Below are 17,210 nucleotides of genomic sequence, written 5' to 3'. Positions count from 1 at the left end.
GCACTGATTTGTGCTCGACGTCAGGGCTTCTGCGTTTCGATGGGTTTCAGGCAGATGGCCGCGCAAGTGGGCCCAGGTTTTTCAGGCTCGCCTGCGCGATTGGCATCAGAGCGATGCAGGAATTTGAAGGGGGCTTGCGGGAGCGCCGCCGGCGTGCGTTGGAAAGGCCTTAAGTCGCTGACTGGTGACGCCAGCGGCAGCCGCGAATTGTCTTGCATTTCTCGGGCATTCCTGACGCATCGCGAGGAACTAGGCCTCGTCGCCCGGAATGGCCGAGTAGCCTAGTCGGTAGGACAGGTCCAGTGTGGTCTGGCGCAGGGTCAACGCAAGTTCCCCGTCCCAACTTGTATCGAACGTACCTGCGGGCCCAACCAGAGTGATGGCGAGCGCAATCGACCCAGTGAACAGAAATACAGGTGCCGCGATAGCATTTACACCCGGCAAAGGATGGCCCGATGTTCGCGTCATGCCCTCCTCGCGAATCTTCTGATACTCCTTGAACAGGTCCTCCTTGTCCGTTGTCTTCAGTGCGGTTGCACCGCTGAGCCGTATGCCTTCGTCTGCGAGAGCCTTCTGCACCAAGGACTCCGGCATATACGCGCCAAAAAGTCGTCCCGTTGCCGTGTTGACGAGCGACATGACCGTGCCGACTCGCAAAGTGAGATGCAGCGGATATGAAGGGTCTTCCTGCCTGACGACGACCGGTCCGTTTGGCCCCCAAGTCGTCAAAAAAACGCTTTGTCCGGTTTTCGATGCTAGCGCCAACACGTCTGCCTCGGCTTCGCGCAGAGGGTTCAATCGTTGCAGACCATACAGGCCAAGCCGCAGCGCGAGAGGACCTAGGGCATAATCGCCTGACGGCTCCATTCGCTGTACCAGTTGAAGCTTGATGAGGCTCACCAGATACGGGAAAAGTTTGGCGGGAGACATCCCGGTGACCCGCGAAATTTCTTTGAGCGGTATGGGCGAGTCAGATTGCGTGAGTGCCAGCAGAATTTCGCTGCCCACTTCAACTGACTGGATTCCCCGCTGGGCTTTTTCGGTGCTTTCGGTGTCCATTTGCGTATCTTGTCGGATTCAGAATCCAAGTGGCTTACGGTAACCAGGAAGCCGGTAAAATCGGCGAAACATAATGTGTTCGTGCACAGAGGATTGCATGGTAACGAAGCAGCGGGCAAAAGAAAATCCGGAAAGCCTCGATTCAAGTGCCCGGAAGGAGCAACGCGGCATTCAGAGCATGGAAGTTGGTGGCCGCTTCCTTCAGTATCTCGCGGACGCTGGCGAACCAGTGACACTTGCGGAGCTCAGCGCGCGCAGCGGCATTCCCACGAATCAGGTATTCACCTATATGGTGAGCCTGCTTCGTACCGGCCTCGTCAAACGGGACCCCGTCACCTCGCGTTTCGAGCCAGGGCCTTTGTCTCTCCGCATGGGGTTGCATGCGCTTCGCATGGTGCCCGCAGTCCGTAATGCAATGCAGCCTTCCACCGACCTTGCGACGCGCGTCGAGCAAAGTGTGCTTCTCGCCGCGTGGGGAGACCGTGGTCCAACCGTTCTGCAAAGCATTGAGCCGGCCGCCTCGCTGCATGCAGGTGTTCACGTCGGCACAGTTATGTCGCTCACGCATTCGACGACTGGCCGTGTGTTTGCTGCATACAAGCAGAGTTCCACGCTCGACGAGCTCGTCGGGGCGGACTTCGGGTCGCAAACTCCTGATGGCGAGCGTCTGACCATCACGCAGTTTGACGCCATTTTGGCGGATATTCGAAAGCGAGGAGTCGCGCGAGGAGAAGGCATGCCGATTCCAGGTATCAACAGCATCAGCGCACCGGTTTTTGACAACAACGGAGAGATTGTTCTTGTTTTGACGCTCTTCGGCGTTGCCGGGAATTTCGACGTTTCCTGGAAAGGCCCGCTGGTTACCAGTCTTCTTGCGACCACCAAGCTGTTGACCGAACAGAATTCCGCGCCGACTGTACCGGCCGTCTAGGCACGCATGTTCCATCTGATTCGCCGTGCGCTTCCTTTGCCAGCTGGCGGCCACCCCGGGTCTCTGCTCCGCCGGCATTTCGTTAGGTCCTCGCCAACTGTGCGGTTTGGCGAGAAACCAGCGACGAAAACACGACTGCGACTAGAAAAAGGCCGAAAGCACAGCCTATAAAAACGGGCGGCGCTGAGAATCTGTCAATAAACCACGCGGCGCAGGCAACGCCTAGTGATTGCCCAAAGAAAAGAAAGCACGAAAAGAGGGACACGGCGGTTCCGCGCACGCTCGGTGCCATCTGCGTGGCATGGGTCTGCAGGGTGTTGTGCAACGCATAGAAGCCAAATCCAGCCATCAAGCAGGCGGGCAACGCGAGCCACCAGGTGTTGAGAAGCGCGAGTCCGCCGTATGACACTGCGAGACAGGCACCGCCAAGCCTCGCCAGATTGGCTTCTCCCAAGCGACGGACCAAGAGGCGCGCGCATCGGCTATACGTTAAACCGCCTACCCCATAAAGAGCCACAATCGCGCCCGCCCTCGACATCGGAAGTTCGAATGTCCCGTGTAGATAGGTCGGGATGAACGATAGCGCGCTGAACGCGAGCGAGCCTTCAATGAAGGTGACGAGGAGCACTGTTCGAGCCCAAGGAATCGCCAACACCTCAAAAGCACGGTACGCGAAACGGCCGGGCGTCGACTTGCCCGTCATGTCCGCCGAATTGACTTCTCGCAAGACGAAGAGCCCCGCAACCAGATAAATCAGGGCCAGTGAGGCAAACGAGATTCGCCAGGCAGCCGCGTCGGCAAGCAACGCCCCTAGCCACTGACCGGCAATCATCCCGAAAACCGTCGCGCCGAGCAGCCGTGCAAGGATTTCCTGACGCCGTTCATAAGGCACTGTGTCGCCAATCCACGCCATAGTTAAAGGCACTATTCCCGCGGCCGCAGCCCCGGACAATACGCGGGCCGCGACCAATTGGCCCATATGACCGGACAATGCTGCACCTAGGTTTCCTATCGTGCAGGCCAGCGTGGTCAGAGCGATTACGCGGATTTTTCCGAACTTGTCTCCCAAGGGCCCGAAGACGAGTTGAGTAAGGCCGTATGCGAGGGCGAATCCGGAAATTGCCATGGCGGCGTGCCCGATGTTCACGCCAAACTCCGCCTGCAACGACGGTAGCAGCGAATCGCAGACCCGCATTGACGCCATGCTGGCAAAGCAGCACGCGCTCAGAAGCCACAAAATTCTCGCGGACAAACTGGTCTCCTTAACGATGCAATCGCTGTACGTGGCAGCTTACCCGCGTTTTATTATATATATGCAATCTAATACGCGTACAACCAAATATTTTTGGTGACGCTGCAGGACCCCAGGCAAAGCGAATTCGAGGCAAACCCGGGCAATTCGAACTTGCTTGTCCTAGCCAGTGCGACGAATAGCCCGAGTTCCGATAGTTCTTAGGCTCATCTAACGAACCAGCCGCAGGCTCACTAGGTGTTTACCATCATTTCGACGGCGTATGCGGTCCAAGAAGAGCCAGATAGGTACAAACGAGAATTATACATGTGCGAAGTGAAGCGTTAATATGTAATCAAGAAGCGTGGACCTGCCATGGTGCGGTTGCCTTCTGAGTGGGTTGGCGGTCAGTGGGGTGGCGTAGGTACTTCGACTGACAGCGGACCACAACTGAAAATAACTGCACTGGAGTTTCTGATGACAACGCGAAGTTCAGTCGGCACGGTCCCTGCACCGACGAATCCCCCATCTGTCGGCACATCGGATGACACTCTGTTTCGCAAGGTGACGCTGCGAATCATTCCGTTTCTCTTCTTCTGTTACGTAATTGCAATCCTGGACCGGAACAACATCGGGTTCGCTCAGTTGCAGATGAAGCACGACCTTTCCTTCACTGACGCCGCGTACAGTTTGGGCGCAGTGTTCTTCTTTGTCGGGTACGTCCTCTTCGAAGTGCCCAGCAACATACTCTTGCATAAGTTTGGAGCGAGGAAGACCTTCGCGCGAATCATGGTGTTGTGGGGCGCGTGTTCGGTCATGATGGTCGCGGTATCCAACAGCATGCAGTTTTACGTCTTACGCTTTCTTCTCGGTGTATTCGAGGCCGGCTTCTTCCCAGGCATCGTTTTATATCTGACGTACTGGTTCCCGGCACGCCGTCGCGCAGGAGCGCTATCCGTTTTTTATGCTGGTGTCGCCGTCGCCGGTGTGCTTGGCGGTCTGGTCTCTGGCTGGATTATGCGCGGCATGGATGGGGTCCATGGTGTCCACGGTTGGCAGTGGATGCTGGCCATCGAGGGTGCTCCGGCAATCCTGCTTGGTGTTATCGCATTCTTTTTCTTGAAAGACAGGCCGTCCGCTGCACCGTGGCTTAGCGCAGGTGAGAAGCGGCGACTGGAAGACGTGCTGGCGAACGACGGAAAGCCTGCTGAGCATAGCCATTCCCTGCTTGCGGCGGTGGGTAACCCGTACGTCTATGTGTTCGCGTTTGTGTACTTCTGCCTGACCTCGGGCATCCTCCTGTTGCTATTCTGGATGCCGACGATGATTCGCGAATTCGGAATTACCGACATCGTTCAGATTAGTCTGTACTCGGCAATCCCGAATGCAATCGGCGCTGTGGGCGTTATTTTGATTGCCCGTCGTTCCGACCGACGCAACGAACGCAAATGGCACTTCATCGTCTGTGGCGCTGGCGCCGCTGCAGCTCTGGCGCTGCTGACCTCGCATGGCCTGGGCTTCGCACTATCCATGGCGCTGTTGACTGCGGCGGCCGTATTTATTTACGGGGCTCATCCCATCTTCTGGTCTGTGCCCGCCAGCTTCTTCCGTGGCTCCAGCGCTCCTGCGAGTATCGCTCTGGTCAGCACTATCGGCGTAACGAGCGGGACCATCACCCCGTATCTAATCGGTCTTATCAAGACTTACACTGGAAGCATGAACAACGCGTTCTATTTCATTGCATTCATGCTGCTTCTTGCCTGCACGGCGATGTTTTTTGCGTTAAGGTCTGAACGAGCGAGCAATCTGCATAAAGCGTGAACTGAGAGCCGAAAATGAGATGCACCGGGCGCTCGGAGCTTCAGCGCCCGTTTTGTTTTTTTGTACGGGCTGATAGTGCGGTTTCGTAGCAATTGCGGAATTGCGTTGCGCTATGGTTTCGTTAGAGAGAGGGGACGACGCGCCCACCAAACCGGCTACCGGTCTGGAATGGTCGCCGGCATCAGATGCCGACGACCATTCGGGTTACCTGACCACGAGCGGGTTGATAAGGTAAGCAGCTGCGCGGTCCGCTAAGCCGCCAATCTTTTGCACCAGGCTGCTCTCAGCTCGAAACGCTTCATGCGCTTCCGCAATATTCGTGAACCACAGCGCGGCAAGCACTGTGGGCGCAACCGGCTCTGCCCATAGGCGTTCGCGCTTCGCGCTTTCGTTCGTCCAATTGAGCGATGTTGTCGCAGGCGTCGGTTGTCCCTCGTCGGATTCGACGATTATCTTCTCGAACTCGATTCGTGAGACACCTGCCTTTAGAGCAGCGACAAGGATGACCTTCTCGCCTGCATGCTCTTTGGCTTCATCTTCATGGTTGACCACGCAAAGCGTCCATCCACGCAGGAAGTTTGGCTCATCTTCGGGAATGTATCGACTCCCGACCGCGGAACGTTGCGCTTCGGACATGAGTTCATCACTTTCGAAGCAGAGTTCGACGATGCCATCGACATCAAAACATCCTGAACCACCTGCGGACTTCCAGAGAGTTTTCTCGACCCTGTTTTGCGTGTATTTCGCAATGCCATCCATGCACAAAGCGAGTTGAGCATGGCAGCCAGACCAGTACGCACGAAAGTCGCTTACCGAAGTGCCTTCTTTGCGCGCCAGCAAAGTCATACGTTTAATCATGTCGTCTCCAGAGTAGGTGAGGCAAACGGTACAGGCGACAGACCGCCGCGTAGCCAGAAATTCGATGACAAAGGTGGCGAGCGCAGCGCCTGCGCCCAAGACCACCAGTTGCATCCAAACGAAAGGCCCCAAGCCTTTCCCATGGAGTCTTCAATGTACATCCGAGGCAATAAAATCCTGCATAGGGATTGTACGTACGCAAGTAGATGTGTGTATATGTAATTTGCGGCGTATGATTTGACTATGGCCCGGAAGACGGGGAATGATTATGAGGACGCACCTGAAGTGGTCGCGTCTTCGCTATCGGAGATGCGTGATGAAGCAGGAAAGCGAATACAGCTGTGACGTGCTTGTTATTGGTTCGGGATGCTCGGGAATGTCCGCGGCAATCACGGCCGCCTCTGAGGGGCTCAATGTTCTCGTCATCGAGAAAGAGCCCAAGTTCGGCGGCTCAACAGCTCGCTCGGGCGGTTGGCTCTGGATTCCGAATACTGCGCTTGCAAAGGTGCAAGGAATTTACGAAGCGGGCGATGCCGCGCGTACGTATCTCCAGCACGAGGCGGGGTCGAGCTTTGATGGTGAGCGCGTCGACGCCTTCATCAAGAATGGGCCGGAAGCTGTGGACTTTTTCACGGCGAAGACAGCTGTGCGCTTCGACATGCCTCTCGTGTTTCCCGACTATCACGCCGAGGCGCCCGGTGGCACCCAAGGTGGCCGTTCCATGGTCACTCGTCCGTTTGACGGCCGTGAACTCGGCGCGGCAATTAAAGACCTCGCTCCTGCTCTGCCTGAACTCACCGTATTCGGGATGATGCTTGGCTCGGGCAAGGAAATTGTGCACTTCATGCGGGTGACGAAGTCAATCGAGTCTGCCTGGTACGTCACCAAGCGTCTGTCGCGCCACTTTGCAGACGTTTTGAAGCATGGTCGCGGCATGACGCTGACGAACGGCAACGCGCTTGCCGGTCGTCTCGCGAAGTCGCTCTTCGACCTGAACGTTCCTCTTTGGCTCAACACCAAGGCGCTCAGCCTCACCAATGACAACGGCCGAATTACTGGTGCGGTCCTTGACCGGGCCGGTTCGAAAGTACGGGTGACCGCGAACAGTGCTGTTATCCTCGCGAGCGGCGGTTTTCCGTATGACATCGAACGTCGCAAGCAACTCTTCCCCCACGCTCCGACAGGTTCCGAACATTTCTCGCCTTCTCCGACCGGTAACACGGGCGACGGATTACGCATGGCTGAAGCAGTCGGCGGTCAAGTGACGACAACGCTGCCGAACGCGGCTGCTTGGGTGCCGGTTTCGACGCTGACCAGAAAGGATGGAACAACAGGCATCATGCCGCACTTTATCGACCGCGCGAAGCCTGGCGTTATATCCGTGCTGCGCGACGGCCGTCGGTTCACGAACGAAGGCCACTCGTACCATGACTTCGTGCAAGCCCTGGTGAAGTCGACGCCGGCGGGAGAGGAGATTTCCGCACATCTCATCTGCGACCACAAGACTCTCCGAACGTACGGCCTGGGTAGTGTTGCTCCGTTCCCGATGCCCATTGGCCGCTATCTGCGTGTCGGCTACCTGACGAAAGCATCAACCGTAGACGAGCTGGCCGAGAAGATTGGCGTCAATGCGCTCAACTTCAAAGAGACGGTGCGGGGCTATAACGCCGAGGCGCGACTAGGTCGCGACTCACTCTTCGGGAAGGGAAGCACAGCATATAACCGTTATCAGGGTGACGCTCTTCATTCGCCGAATCCGTGTGTTGCGCCTATCGAGAAAGGCCCTTTCTATGCTCTCAAAATTCGCATCGGTGACATTGGCACATTCGCTGGCCTGAAGACTGATTCTTCATGCCGCGTGCTCAGCTCCGACGGCTCGCCAATCCACGGGCTGTTCGCGGTTGGCAACGACGCATGCAGCATCATGGGCGGGAACTACCCCGGCGCCGGCATTACGCTGGGACCGGCGTTGACTTTCGGCTACATCGCAGGCAAAGCAATCGCATCTGCCACAGAGGTTCGGAAGGAAGACACTGTGATGGACACTCAGGCCACCAAATTTGCAGTGGTGTCCCATTAACGAAGCGTAGGAATTCCGATGGGCGTGCATTGCCGCGGTTGCTGTTGCCCAGCGGCCGCGGTTTTTTTTCGCATGTCGGACCTGGTCGAGAAAACGCGACGTGCCGACGGGTCGGCATCACCAGGTCCGGGACGATGCTCGCAATCGAGGGGGAGATATGGAGGCTGCCGAATGCGTCGAGCAACTTGCTCCGAGAAGAACCAGGGAGCAGCGTGGAATTCATGCGATGGAGGTTGGAGGGACGCTTTTGCAGCACCTGGCTGACGCCGGAAAACCTGTTTCGATGCTGGGGCTGAGCGCAGCAACCGCCTTACCTTTGAATCAGGTCTTCACATATATGGTGAGCTTGGTTCGCACAGGACTGGTTAGCCGTGATTCAATGACCCACAGCTTTGAGCCCGGACCACTTGCATTGAAGCTTGGCCTGCGAGCTTTAGCGCAGCTCCACCCATTGCATAAGACGGTGGAGCTGGCCATTGAACTGCTTAAAGACGACAATCACGGTGCGTTTGTCGCGATATGGACAGACCATGGCCCCACCGTCATTCGATACCACGGCCCCGAAATGTACCTGCATGTCGGCTTGCACGTGGGGTCGGTAATGTCTATCGCCCACAGCAGCACAGGACGACTGTTCGCCGCGTTCCTTCCGAGGCAGACGATAGAACCGATGCTTGCTCGTGAAGTTGCGAAGGCCGATGCGGTCTCAGCGCGGTGCTTTGACGATGTAATTGAGAACTTAGCAGGAGATGTGCGGGGCACACATCTGTCACGAACGCTGGGTGTGCCAATCCCAGGCGTCGACAGCCTGAGCGCGCCTGTTTTCGACCGCGGGCAGATGGTACTTTCAGTTACCATTTTCGGCCCGTCAAGCACGCTGGATACGTCTGATACCGGAACTGTTGCGAGGGGACTGCTTCAGCTCTCCGAAAAGCTGTCTTCGTGAGGCCTTGGGAATCGAAGATTTGTGTAGTCCATGCCTGCCCAGCAAGCTGGTGGAAAGGATGATTGGAGGGAGGTTCTCGAAAATGCGCAGCTTCTCGTGCTGGCGTCGGCTCGTGCCATCTGCAACCGGATTTCGCCGCGAGAGCAGCGAACGACTCGCTCCTGACTGCTGCGGCGTGGACGGTGTTGCGCCAAAAAAAGCCCGCTAGGCGGGCTTTTGCAAGACAGACTTTAGATAGCTAGAAATCCACCATCTACCGCCAGGGTTACGCCCGTCACGTAGCGCGACATTCCAGACGCTAGGAATATTGTCGGGCCGACGAGGTCTTCCGTTTGGCCAACCCGACCCATGGGGATGCGTGACATAAACGCCTCAAGACGCGCCGGATGCTCGCGTGTTGCAGCCGTCATCGGGGTTTCGATGACGCCGGGCGCCAATGCATTTACGCGTACCCCATGAGGCGCGAGTTCGGCGGCTAGCGACTGCGTGAACATCTTGATTGCACCTTTGGACGGGGAATAGCCGAGGCTAGCGCCTTGTCCAGCATAAGCGGCGATAGACGCAACGTTGATAATCACGCCTTTGGTGGTCTTGATAGCCTCAAGAAACGCGTGCGTGACATTGAACGTCCCTTGAACGTTCACGTCCATCACTTTCTTCCAGTTCTTCGCTGCATTCGGGCTTGTCGAATTCTCACGAATAATGATGCCCGCATTATTCACAAGCAGGTCGACACGGCCGATGTCGTTGGAGACCTTTTCGGCAAGTGTGTAACACGCGTCTGCGTTCGTGACATCCAGCTCGAACGGGCACGCTTTCCCACCTCCCTTATCAATGAGCGCGGCGGTTTCGCTAACGTGTTCAAAATTGATGTCACTGACCACAACTTTGGCGCCGGCCTGCGCAAGGCCGAGCGCGAGTGCACGCCCATTGCCTTGGCCGGCACCCGTTACCATGGCCAGGCGGTCTTCGAGCAGGCGAGGCGCGATGAATTGAGGGAACGACATGGTTTCTCCTTGATGTCCTGATGGATAAACAGGCTTCGATAGCCCCTGTACCACATTAGTATTGCACATAAGCATATATAATTGCATAGCTGTAATTACGCGGGTCCATGAATTTTATCGGCCTCGGTAGTCGGATAGCGCTGTCGTGTGCATGCGACCGCACGCATGACCTCCTCTGGACTCGACGTAGCGCTTGGGCCCGCGCCGTGCACACTGTTTTTGAGCAAATGTGAAGTTCTCCGATAGGGGATTGCACCTATGCAAAAGAAGTAGCGTATGTTTAATTTTGTGACGTAGTATCTGGTCTATGGGGGGAGGCAACCCTCCCTCGAGACAACGAGCGCCGCAAATAAGTCATTCATGCGTGCCGCGCGTAACACGGTGCATTCCTCAAGAATCCAGTGATAGCAAATCGCTATACCAATTCGTTATCCTACATATAAAAAGCCGAATCGGCCTGTTGCCTACGACAGGCTGCGACAAGTGATGGCATTCAGACGCCACCACTGACGACTCGGACTAGAGAATTATTAAGGAGACTTTTAATGTCGAAGAAGAGAATTGTTCAATGTGTTGTAGGTGCGAGTCTTGGTCTGGCTGTTCTTCCTGCATTTGCTCAGTCGAGCGTGATTCTGTACGGCATTGTCGACACGTCTATCACCTTTCAAAACAGTCAAACAACTCTCGGCTCGACGACGCCAGGAAAGTCCAACGTTCGCATGCAGTCGGGTGTATGGAACGGAGACCGCTGGGGGCTGCGTGGCACAGAGGACCTCGGAAACGGCTATCAGACATTGTTTGTCCTGGAGTCGGGTTTCAATCTCGCGAACGGCGGGCAGCAGTTCACGAATGCCATGTTCGGTAGACAGGCGCGCATCGAGTTGTCGAACCCTGCATACGGTGCCTTATCAGTGGGCCGCCAATATAGCGCTTATTACGTGATGCTCTCGCCTTGGGTTCCCGCGTTCTATCAGACAGGGTACGGTTCGCATCCCGGCGACCTCGACGGCATGGACACCTACTATCGCGCTAACAACGCGATTGTTTATACGACGCCAACGTTTTACGGCATCACGGCGAGCGGCGAATTTGCACCTGCCGGCGTGCCCGGAAGCTTGAATCAGGGGTCGACCTGGAGCGGCGGACTTCAATACAAGGGTGGGAATTTTGGTCTTGCCGCAGGCTTCTGGCGCATCAATAACTCAACTCCTGGCGGTGGCCCATACGGCGCAGAATCTTCAGTGAACTCGTCCGGTCAGCAGGGCGTATCAGCCATCACAAATGGCTACAGCCAAGCCCAGGCTCAGCAGCGTTTCGCTGTCGATGGCGGCTATGTCTTCAACCAGAACTGGGACATCTCGTTTGCATATTCGAATGTGCAGTACATCCCGGGTGTGAATTCCAAGTTCACGGACACGGCCATCTGGAACACGGTGGGCAGTGTGCTTCATTGGAAGCCGGCCGCTGCGTTCGACTTGTCGCTCGGCTACAGCTACACCTGGGCTTCCAAGGCGAACAACATCTCGGACGCAGCCAAGTATCACCAGGTCGTTCTCTCCCAGTATTACGCGCTTTCGAAGCGTACAGGTTTATACGCGCTCGAAGGATACCAGCGTGCGTCGGGCCAGACGCTGGGTAACCCGGGAACTGGCGCAATTATTAATGCCACACCGGCCATCGGTGACAGCTTCCAGACAACCCCGGGGGCGAGCCGCTCCTTGGTCGCGGTCAGTCTGGGTGTCGTGAGCAAGTTCTGATTGATTGAAACGACGATGGGATGAATACGCCCATCGAATGCTGAAGCAACAGGTTGGAGACATCATGAAAGCAATTCGCGTCATCGCAGGAATCGTAGCCTCGCTCAGTTTTGCTGCGGCGGTCCCCGCCGCGTCGGCGCAGGAAATAAAGATTAGCTTCAACGGCGACCTTTCTGCGTCGCCATCGGCACAGAGCGGACAAGCCGCTGTCCTGGGCATGCAAGCTGCAATCGCTGATGTAAATGCGGCGGGCGGACTGCTCGGCAAAAAACTGGCGCTCGTCGTGCGCGACGATGTATCACAGCCGCCCAAGTCCATCCAGAACATGACGGACCTCATCGACAACGAAAAGGTTGTTGCCGTCTTCGGTCCGACGAACTCTGGAAACGCAATGGCATGGAAGCACATCGTCAATCAGAAGAAGATGCCGGTGATTGACAATGTCTCGTCGGGAACGGACATCACCAAGCCGATGAGCCCCGGTGCGGACAACTACATGTTCCGTGTCTCGATGGTCGACCGTGAGCAAGTCGCGGCGCTGATGGCGTATGTGAAGAAGACGGGTAGTGCGAAGAAGGTTGGCTTCATGACCGAGACGACAGGCTACGGTCAAGGTGCTCTCAAAGACATGAAGTCCATCGTCGAGATGCAGGGAATCACTCCCGCTGCCATCGAACAATTTGGCGTCAGCGACACAGACATGACTTCCCAGTTGAACAAGCTTAAGGAGGCGGGTGTCGACACGGTCATCATCTGGGCGCAGGGTACTCCTATCGCTCAGGTCATGCGGAGCATGGAGAAAATCAACTACTACCCGCGTACGCTAAGTTCGTGGGCGGCGGACAACATCACATTCTATGATGCAGCTGGAAAGACGTTGGCAGAGAAGCCGCTCTTTCTGCGTACCGTCAGTGAAAATCGGACCCCCGCCCAGGACAAGCTGTTCACCCGCGTTGGGTCTCAACTGAAGGCACCCAGTTCGTTCTCCTTTGCGCTGCACGGCTACGACTCAGTGATGATTCTAGTTCAGGCAATCAAGCAGGCGAACAGTACAGATGGCTCGGCAATCCGTGTTGCGCTCGAGAACCTCAATGCACCGGTGCAAGGTCTGCTTAAAACCTACAACAAGCCTTTCAGCAAGACAAATCACGAAGCACTGGTAGCAAAGGACTTCGTTTGGGTGCACTGGAAAGATGGCCGACTCGTGCCGTACAGCGATGCGCTCGTTGCGTCCCTGACCCCGGCCGACTACAAGCAGTAACGGTCCCATTGATGATGGCGGCACCGCAGGTGCCGCCACAGCGGAGAACACTCATCATGGAAGCTATCTTTCAGGCGTTAATCAGTGGACTGGCGGTCGGCGGCGCATATGCGCTTGTGGCGCTGGGCTTCAGCATTACGTTCACTACGACGAAAACGCTCAACTTCTCGCACGGCGAGTTCGTATCGAGCGGCGCATTCATTGGAATGAGCGCGATGCTGCTCCTCTTGGGCAAGCCAATCACCTCGACAACTTTCGGCGGGGTAGTTCCTGGCGTGAGTGCGCAATTGTTGGCGCTGGTTGCCGCACTCGTCGTGATGGGCGCGCTCGGTTGGTTGTTGTATGCCGTCGGCGTGCGTCCTTTCGCAAAACAGCCCGGAATGGCGTGGGTCATGAGCACTCTCGGGTTCGGTGTGGTCCTGGACAGCATCGGGCTGGCCATCTGGGGCCCCAAACCGGTTGTGGTGCCGTCCCCTGTTGGTGACTCCGTGATTCAACTTTTCGGAATCGGCGTGCGTCCGCAAGAGCTGCTTCTCCTGGCGGTGGCCGTCCTCGTGATGATTGCCTTTGACATCGTCATGCGAAAGACGATGGTTGGAAAGATGATGCGCGCTGTCGCCGCCAACGGTAACGTCGCGAGCCTGATGGGCATCAACACGAATGCAGTGATGATTGGGTCCTTCGTGGTGAGCTCGGCGTTGGCTGGGCTGTCTGGCTTTCTCATTGCACCCATCACGCAGGCGTCTCTCTTCATGGGCCTGGCCATTGGGCTGAAGGGCTTTTCTGGCGCGATGGTAGGTGGTCTCAACAATCCCCGCGGTTGCGTTATCGGTGGCTTTGCTCTCGGAGTGTTCGAGTCAACGGTCAATTTGTGGCAGGCGCAGTGGCGTGAGATTGCGGTGTTCGCTGTGGTGATTCTCGTCCTTGCTTTCAAGCCGACGGGCCTCTTTGGCAGCCGCCTCGTGGAGAAAGTATGAAAAAGTACAGCCACATAGCATGCGTAAGCGCCATCGCGGTCGTGCTTGGCGCCGCCGCGCTGTCCATCGGAAATGACTATTACCTGCACATCGCGTTCATGATGTGCGTCTACTACCTGTGCGCCGCCGGCATGAACGTCCTTGTCGGCTTCGCAGGGCAGAAATCGCTCGGTCAAGCTGGGCTCTTCGGAGCGGGAGCTTACGCAGTCGCACTTCTCACATCGCAGACGGAAATCAATCCGTGGGCAGCCATGGCCATCGCAACGGCCATCTCGGGCGTCTGCGGGGTGCTCATCGCGCTGCCGTCGCTTCGCGTCAAAGGGCCGTACCTGGCCATGGTCACGCTCGCGTTCGGTATCGTTGTGGAACGGCTGGTCAGCGACTGGACAGACGTGTTTGGCGGAGCCCAGGGCATCTACGGGATTCGTAGCCCGGAAATGGGTGGGCAGCTGATGTCGCTCGGTCAATGGGTGTGCGTCGGACTCGTTTTCTGCGCGGTTACTCACCTGTTGCTTCGCAACCTGCTGAATGGAAGGTTTGGTCGTGCCTTCCTTTCGCTTCAGGCTGACGAAATTGCATCATCGTCGGTGGGCGTTCGTGTCTATCGAGGCAAAGTGATTGCGTTCGTGATTGCAGCGGTCACGTGTGGACTTGCTGGCGCAATGGTCGCTCAGCAAAACCAGTACATCAATTCCGATTTTATTTCGTTTCAGCTCTCCATCTTCATCCTGCTGCTCGTCCTTTTTGGCGGAGCGGGAACGAAGCTTGGACCCGTGGTTGGCGCAATCGTCCTGACCCTGCTCGACGCACTTCTCGCGCGTTGGCCTTCAGTTCAACACACGCTGTATGGGCTGCTTCTCCTGTTTGCGCTCTATGTGATGCCCGGGGGAGTTGTCGGCGCGCTGTCGAAGCTGGTCGGACGCAAGAGTCGAGACTCGAAGGAAGAATACGCTGCCCCGGGCGGGCAGGTTACGACGCTCTTGCGCGGCGGCCGGGCGAACAGCGCAGAACTGCTGATAGTCACGAAGCTCTCGAAAGCATACGGTGGCGTGAAGCCGGCGCAAGACATTTCGTTCGCCTTGAAGCGGGGTCATATCCACGCGCTCATCGGCCCGAATGGTGCCGGGAAGAGCACGATGATTAACATGGTAACGGGCATCGTCCGTCCGGATAGCGGGTCGATTCGCTTCAACGGGAAGGAGATTGGCGGAAGCGCGGTTCATTCCATCTGTTGCATGGGGATGGGTCGTACCTTCCAAAACCTGAGACTCTTCGCCGATTTGTCGGTTCTCGACAACGTAATGCTTGGTCGGCACAGCCGGATGAAGAACGGCTTGTTTGCTTCCTTGTTCGCGACCCCGAAGGCGCGTCATGAGGAGGAAATCACGAGGCAACGTGCGCGCGAGCTGCTTGAGCTGGTTGACCTCGGTCACCTGGCGAGCCGTCCCGCAGGGAGTCTGCCGTATGGCCTGCAACGTCGGGCCGAACTCGCCCGTGCACTCGCCACCGAACCGCAGCTGTTACTGCTGGACGAGCCGGCAGCGGGTTTGAACCCACAGGAAACGGCGGAGCTGGGACAGCTGCTCCTTCGTATCAGCAAATATGGCGTCAGCGTCCTGATGGTCGAGCACCACATGGACCTCGTCATGTCGATTTCCGACCACGTCATCGTGCTTGACTACGGCATCAAGATTGCCGAAGGCAAGCCTGCAGACGTCCAGGCCAACCCCCGCGTCGTCGAAGCATATCTCGGCGTCGACGAAGCTGAAGCCGCGTGAGAGAGGAGCAATGATGCTCAAAGTCGATTCAGTAAAGGTCTCTTACGGCGCTATTCAGGCCGTGAAGGGTGTGAGCCTCGAGGTGAGGGAAGGCGAAGTCGTCACCATCATCGGCGCGAACGGTGCCGGGAAAAGTAGCCTTCTAAAGAGCATCGCGGGGCTGCAGGCGGTCTCCTCTGGTCGCATCACGGTTGGCGGTCGCGACTGCACCCAGTTGCCTGCACACATGCGCCTCGGCCTCGGCATTGCCCTATCGCCCGAAGGTCGCGGCGTGTTTCCCGACCAGACCGTGCGTGAGAACCTTCTTCTCGGGGCCTATTCCCGCAAGCAGCCGATGTCCGCGACTGAGGCAGCGATGGAGCGGGAGTTTGACCGGTTCCCGCGTCTTCGGGAACGCCAGAACCAGCTCTCGGGAACGCTGTCCGGGGGGGAGCAGCAAATGCTCGCGATTTCGCGCGCGTTGATGAGTCAGCCGCGAATGCTTCTTCTCGATGAACCTTCGTTGGGCCTGGCTCCCTTGGTCATCCGTGACATTTTCGATGCCATCCGTAGTCTGCGCAAGGAGGGTCTCACCATTCTGCTGGTTGAGCAAATGGCGAAGCAGGCCTTGGGCGTTGCTGACAGGGCGTACGTGCTCGAGGTTGGCAGTATCACGCTGGAGGGCTCCGGGCGCGACTTGCTGAATGACCCAAAAGTCAAAGCAGCATATCTGGGCGCAAATTGACGGCGCCGACCTTTCGACCTGAAGTCACGACACTGGAGGATTGATGAGCACGGTACGCATGGGGCTTATTTCAAGAAAGCCCGAATGGTCGAACGATGAGTTTTACAAGCATTGGCTCGGTCATCACGGCCCGTTGGTGAAAAACGCACCTGGACTTAGTCAGTATTGGCAGAACCACATTGTCGACCGTGTTCAGCGGGGAATCGACTTCGAGCGGGAGCCGTGGGAGTTCGACGGTTTCTCGCAACTGTGGATTTCGGACCCGAACAAGCCGTTCGGAGAGGCGGAGCTGCCGCAAAGAATCATCGAAGACGAGAACCATTTCCTCGGCCGCCTTCATATCCTGACCGTCAAGCAGACGACGGTCGTGGAAGTGCCGGAAGACGCGTCTCGTGCAAAGCTGAAGAAGCGGATTTCTCTCATCCGCCGTCGCCCTGAGCTTTCGGAACAGGAATTTCTGAACGAGTGGAAAGTACATGCGGATTTCGTTCGCACGATGCCCGGCGTCAAAGGCTATCGGCAGAACGCGGTACTGCAGCGAGAGCTACAGAAAGGCACACCCTGCAGTTACGACGACCTACCCATCGATGGGGTCGTTGAGTTCTGGTTCGAAAGCACTGAGTCGCTGCAAAAGGCGTTCGAATCAGAGGTTGGATTGAAGACGATGGAACATGCGAAGACATTCCTCGCCGGCATCACCGCGTTCCTGGTCGAGGAGCACCGAATCATCTGACGTCGCTGGAATTGAGTAGGTACCCGCGTCCCGGCGACGGCGCGGGC

The 17,210-nt window shown here is 57.0% G+C and carries 14 protein-coding genes; 10 read left to right on the top strand and 4 right to left on the bottom strand.

The features are described from left to right. Positions 1 to 249 precede the first annotated feature (249 nt). Positions 250 to 1,059 carry an IclR family transcriptional regulator gene (locus tag B0G77_RS10535; protein WP_133662079.1) on the bottom strand — a complete coding sequence of 270 codons (810 nt, stop codon included), beginning with the start codon at positions 1,057 to 1,059 and terminating at the stop codon, positions 250 to 252. A gap of 97 nt (positions 1,060 to 1,156) precedes the next feature. Between B0G77_RS10535 and B0G77_RS10530 the strand changes: the two genes are divergently transcribed. Further along, positions 1,157 to 1,990, top strand: a complete 834-nt coding sequence (locus B0G77_RS10530; protein WP_166656137.1) for an IclR family transcriptional regulator — start codon at positions 1,157 to 1,159, stop codon at positions 1,988 to 1,990. Between the two features lie 82 nt (positions 1,991 to 2,072). On the opposite strand, the gene B0G77_RS10525 is transcribed toward B0G77_RS10530, so the two are convergent. After that, positions 2,073 to 3,242, bottom strand: a complete 1,170-nt coding sequence (locus tag B0G77_RS10525) for an MFS transporter (RefSeq protein ID WP_243750962.1) — start codon at positions 3,240 to 3,242, stop codon at positions 2,073 to 2,075. Between the two features lie 456 nt (positions 3,243 to 3,698). Between B0G77_RS10525 and B0G77_RS10520 the strand changes: the two genes are divergently transcribed. Next, positions 3,699 to 5,042: an MFS transporter gene (locus B0G77_RS10520; protein ID WP_133662078.1), complete on the top strand. Its 1,344-nt coding sequence runs from the start codon at positions 3,699 to 3,701 to the stop codon at positions 5,040 to 5,042. 204 nt (positions 5,043 to 5,246) lie between these two features. On the opposite strand, the gene B0G77_RS10515 is transcribed toward B0G77_RS10520, so the two are convergent. Next, positions 5,247 to 5,900, bottom strand: a complete 654-nt coding sequence (locus B0G77_RS10515; protein WP_166656136.1) for an EthD domain-containing protein — start codon at positions 5,898 to 5,900, stop codon at positions 5,247 to 5,249. Between the two features lie 316 nt (positions 5,901 to 6,216). Here B0G77_RS10515 and B0G77_RS10510 point away from each other — a divergent pair, with 316 nt between their 5' ends. Continuing rightward, a complete protein-coding gene (locus tag B0G77_RS10510; protein WP_133662076.1) occupies positions 6,217 to 7,980 on the top strand; it encodes an FAD-dependent oxidoreductase in 1,764 nt (587 codons plus the stop codon). 157 nt (positions 7,981 to 8,137) lie between these two features. Further along, positions 8,138 to 8,926 (top strand): helix-turn-helix domain-containing protein, encoded by a 789-nt coding sequence (locus B0G77_RS10505; protein WP_133662075.1) that lies wholly within the window; start codon positions 8,138 to 8,140, stop codon positions 8,924 to 8,926. Between the two features lie 230 nt (positions 8,927 to 9,156). Here the strand turns inward: B0G77_RS10505 and B0G77_RS10500 are convergent, their stop codons facing one another. Beyond that, positions 9,157 to 9,933 (bottom strand): glucose 1-dehydrogenase, encoded by a 777-nt coding sequence (locus B0G77_RS10500; RefSeq protein WP_133662074.1) that lies wholly within the window; start codon positions 9,931 to 9,933, stop codon positions 9,157 to 9,159. Between the two features lie 545 nt (positions 9,934 to 10,478). On the opposite strand from B0G77_RS10500, the gene B0G77_RS10495 reads away from it, so the two are divergent. The 6 genes from B0G77_RS10495 to B0G77_RS10470 all read left to right on the top strand — a co-directional run bounded on the left by B0G77_RS10495 (position 10,479) and on the right by B0G77_RS10470 (position 17,163). Continuing rightward, positions 10,479 to 11,690, top strand: coding sequence for a porin (locus tag B0G77_RS10495; protein ID WP_133662073.1), 1,212 nt, complete (start codon positions 10,479 to 10,481; stop codon positions 11,688 to 11,690). A gap of 64 nt (positions 11,691 to 11,754) precedes the next feature. Further along, on the top strand, positions 11,755 to 12,951 hold the full coding sequence (locus B0G77_RS10490; RefSeq protein ID WP_133662072.1) for an ABC transporter substrate-binding protein: 1,197 nt from the start codon (positions 11,755 to 11,757) through the stop codon (positions 12,949 to 12,951). A 53-nt stretch (positions 12,952 to 13,004) separates the two neighbouring features. After that, positions 13,005 to 13,928: a branched-chain amino acid ABC transporter permease gene (locus B0G77_RS10485; RefSeq protein ID WP_133664093.1), complete on the top strand. Its 924-nt coding sequence runs from the start codon at positions 13,005 to 13,007 to the stop codon at positions 13,926 to 13,928. After that, positions 13,925 to 15,706: a branched-chain amino acid ABC transporter ATP-binding protein/permease gene (locus B0G77_RS10480; protein WP_133662071.1), complete on the top strand. Its 1,782-nt coding sequence runs from the start codon at positions 13,925 to 13,927 to the stop codon at positions 15,704 to 15,706. Before B0G77_RS10485 ends, B0G77_RS10480 begins: the two co-directional genes overlap by 4 nt. A gap of 13 nt (positions 15,707 to 15,719) precedes the next feature. After that, entirely contained in the window at positions 15,720 to 16,430 is a 711-nt protein-coding gene (locus tag B0G77_RS10475) for an ABC transporter ATP-binding protein (protein WP_133662070.1), read from the top strand. A gap of 43 nt (positions 16,431 to 16,473) precedes the next feature. After that, complete coding sequence (locus B0G77_RS10470; protein ID WP_133662069.1) at positions 16,474 to 17,163, top strand: EthD domain-containing protein; 690 nt, start codon at positions 16,474 to 16,476, stop codon at positions 17,161 to 17,163. The last annotated feature ends 47 nt before the right edge of the window (positions 17,164 to 17,210 follow it).

The sequence above is a fragment of the Paraburkholderia sp. BL10I2N1 genome (assembly GCF_004361815.1).
In the GTDB taxonomy this organism is placed as follows: domain Bacteria; phylum Pseudomonadota; class Gammaproteobacteria; order Burkholderiales; family Burkholderiaceae; genus Paraburkholderia.
The sequence above is the reverse complement of the archived record's forward strand: the minus strand, read 5'-3'. Positions and strand labels throughout refer to the sequence as shown.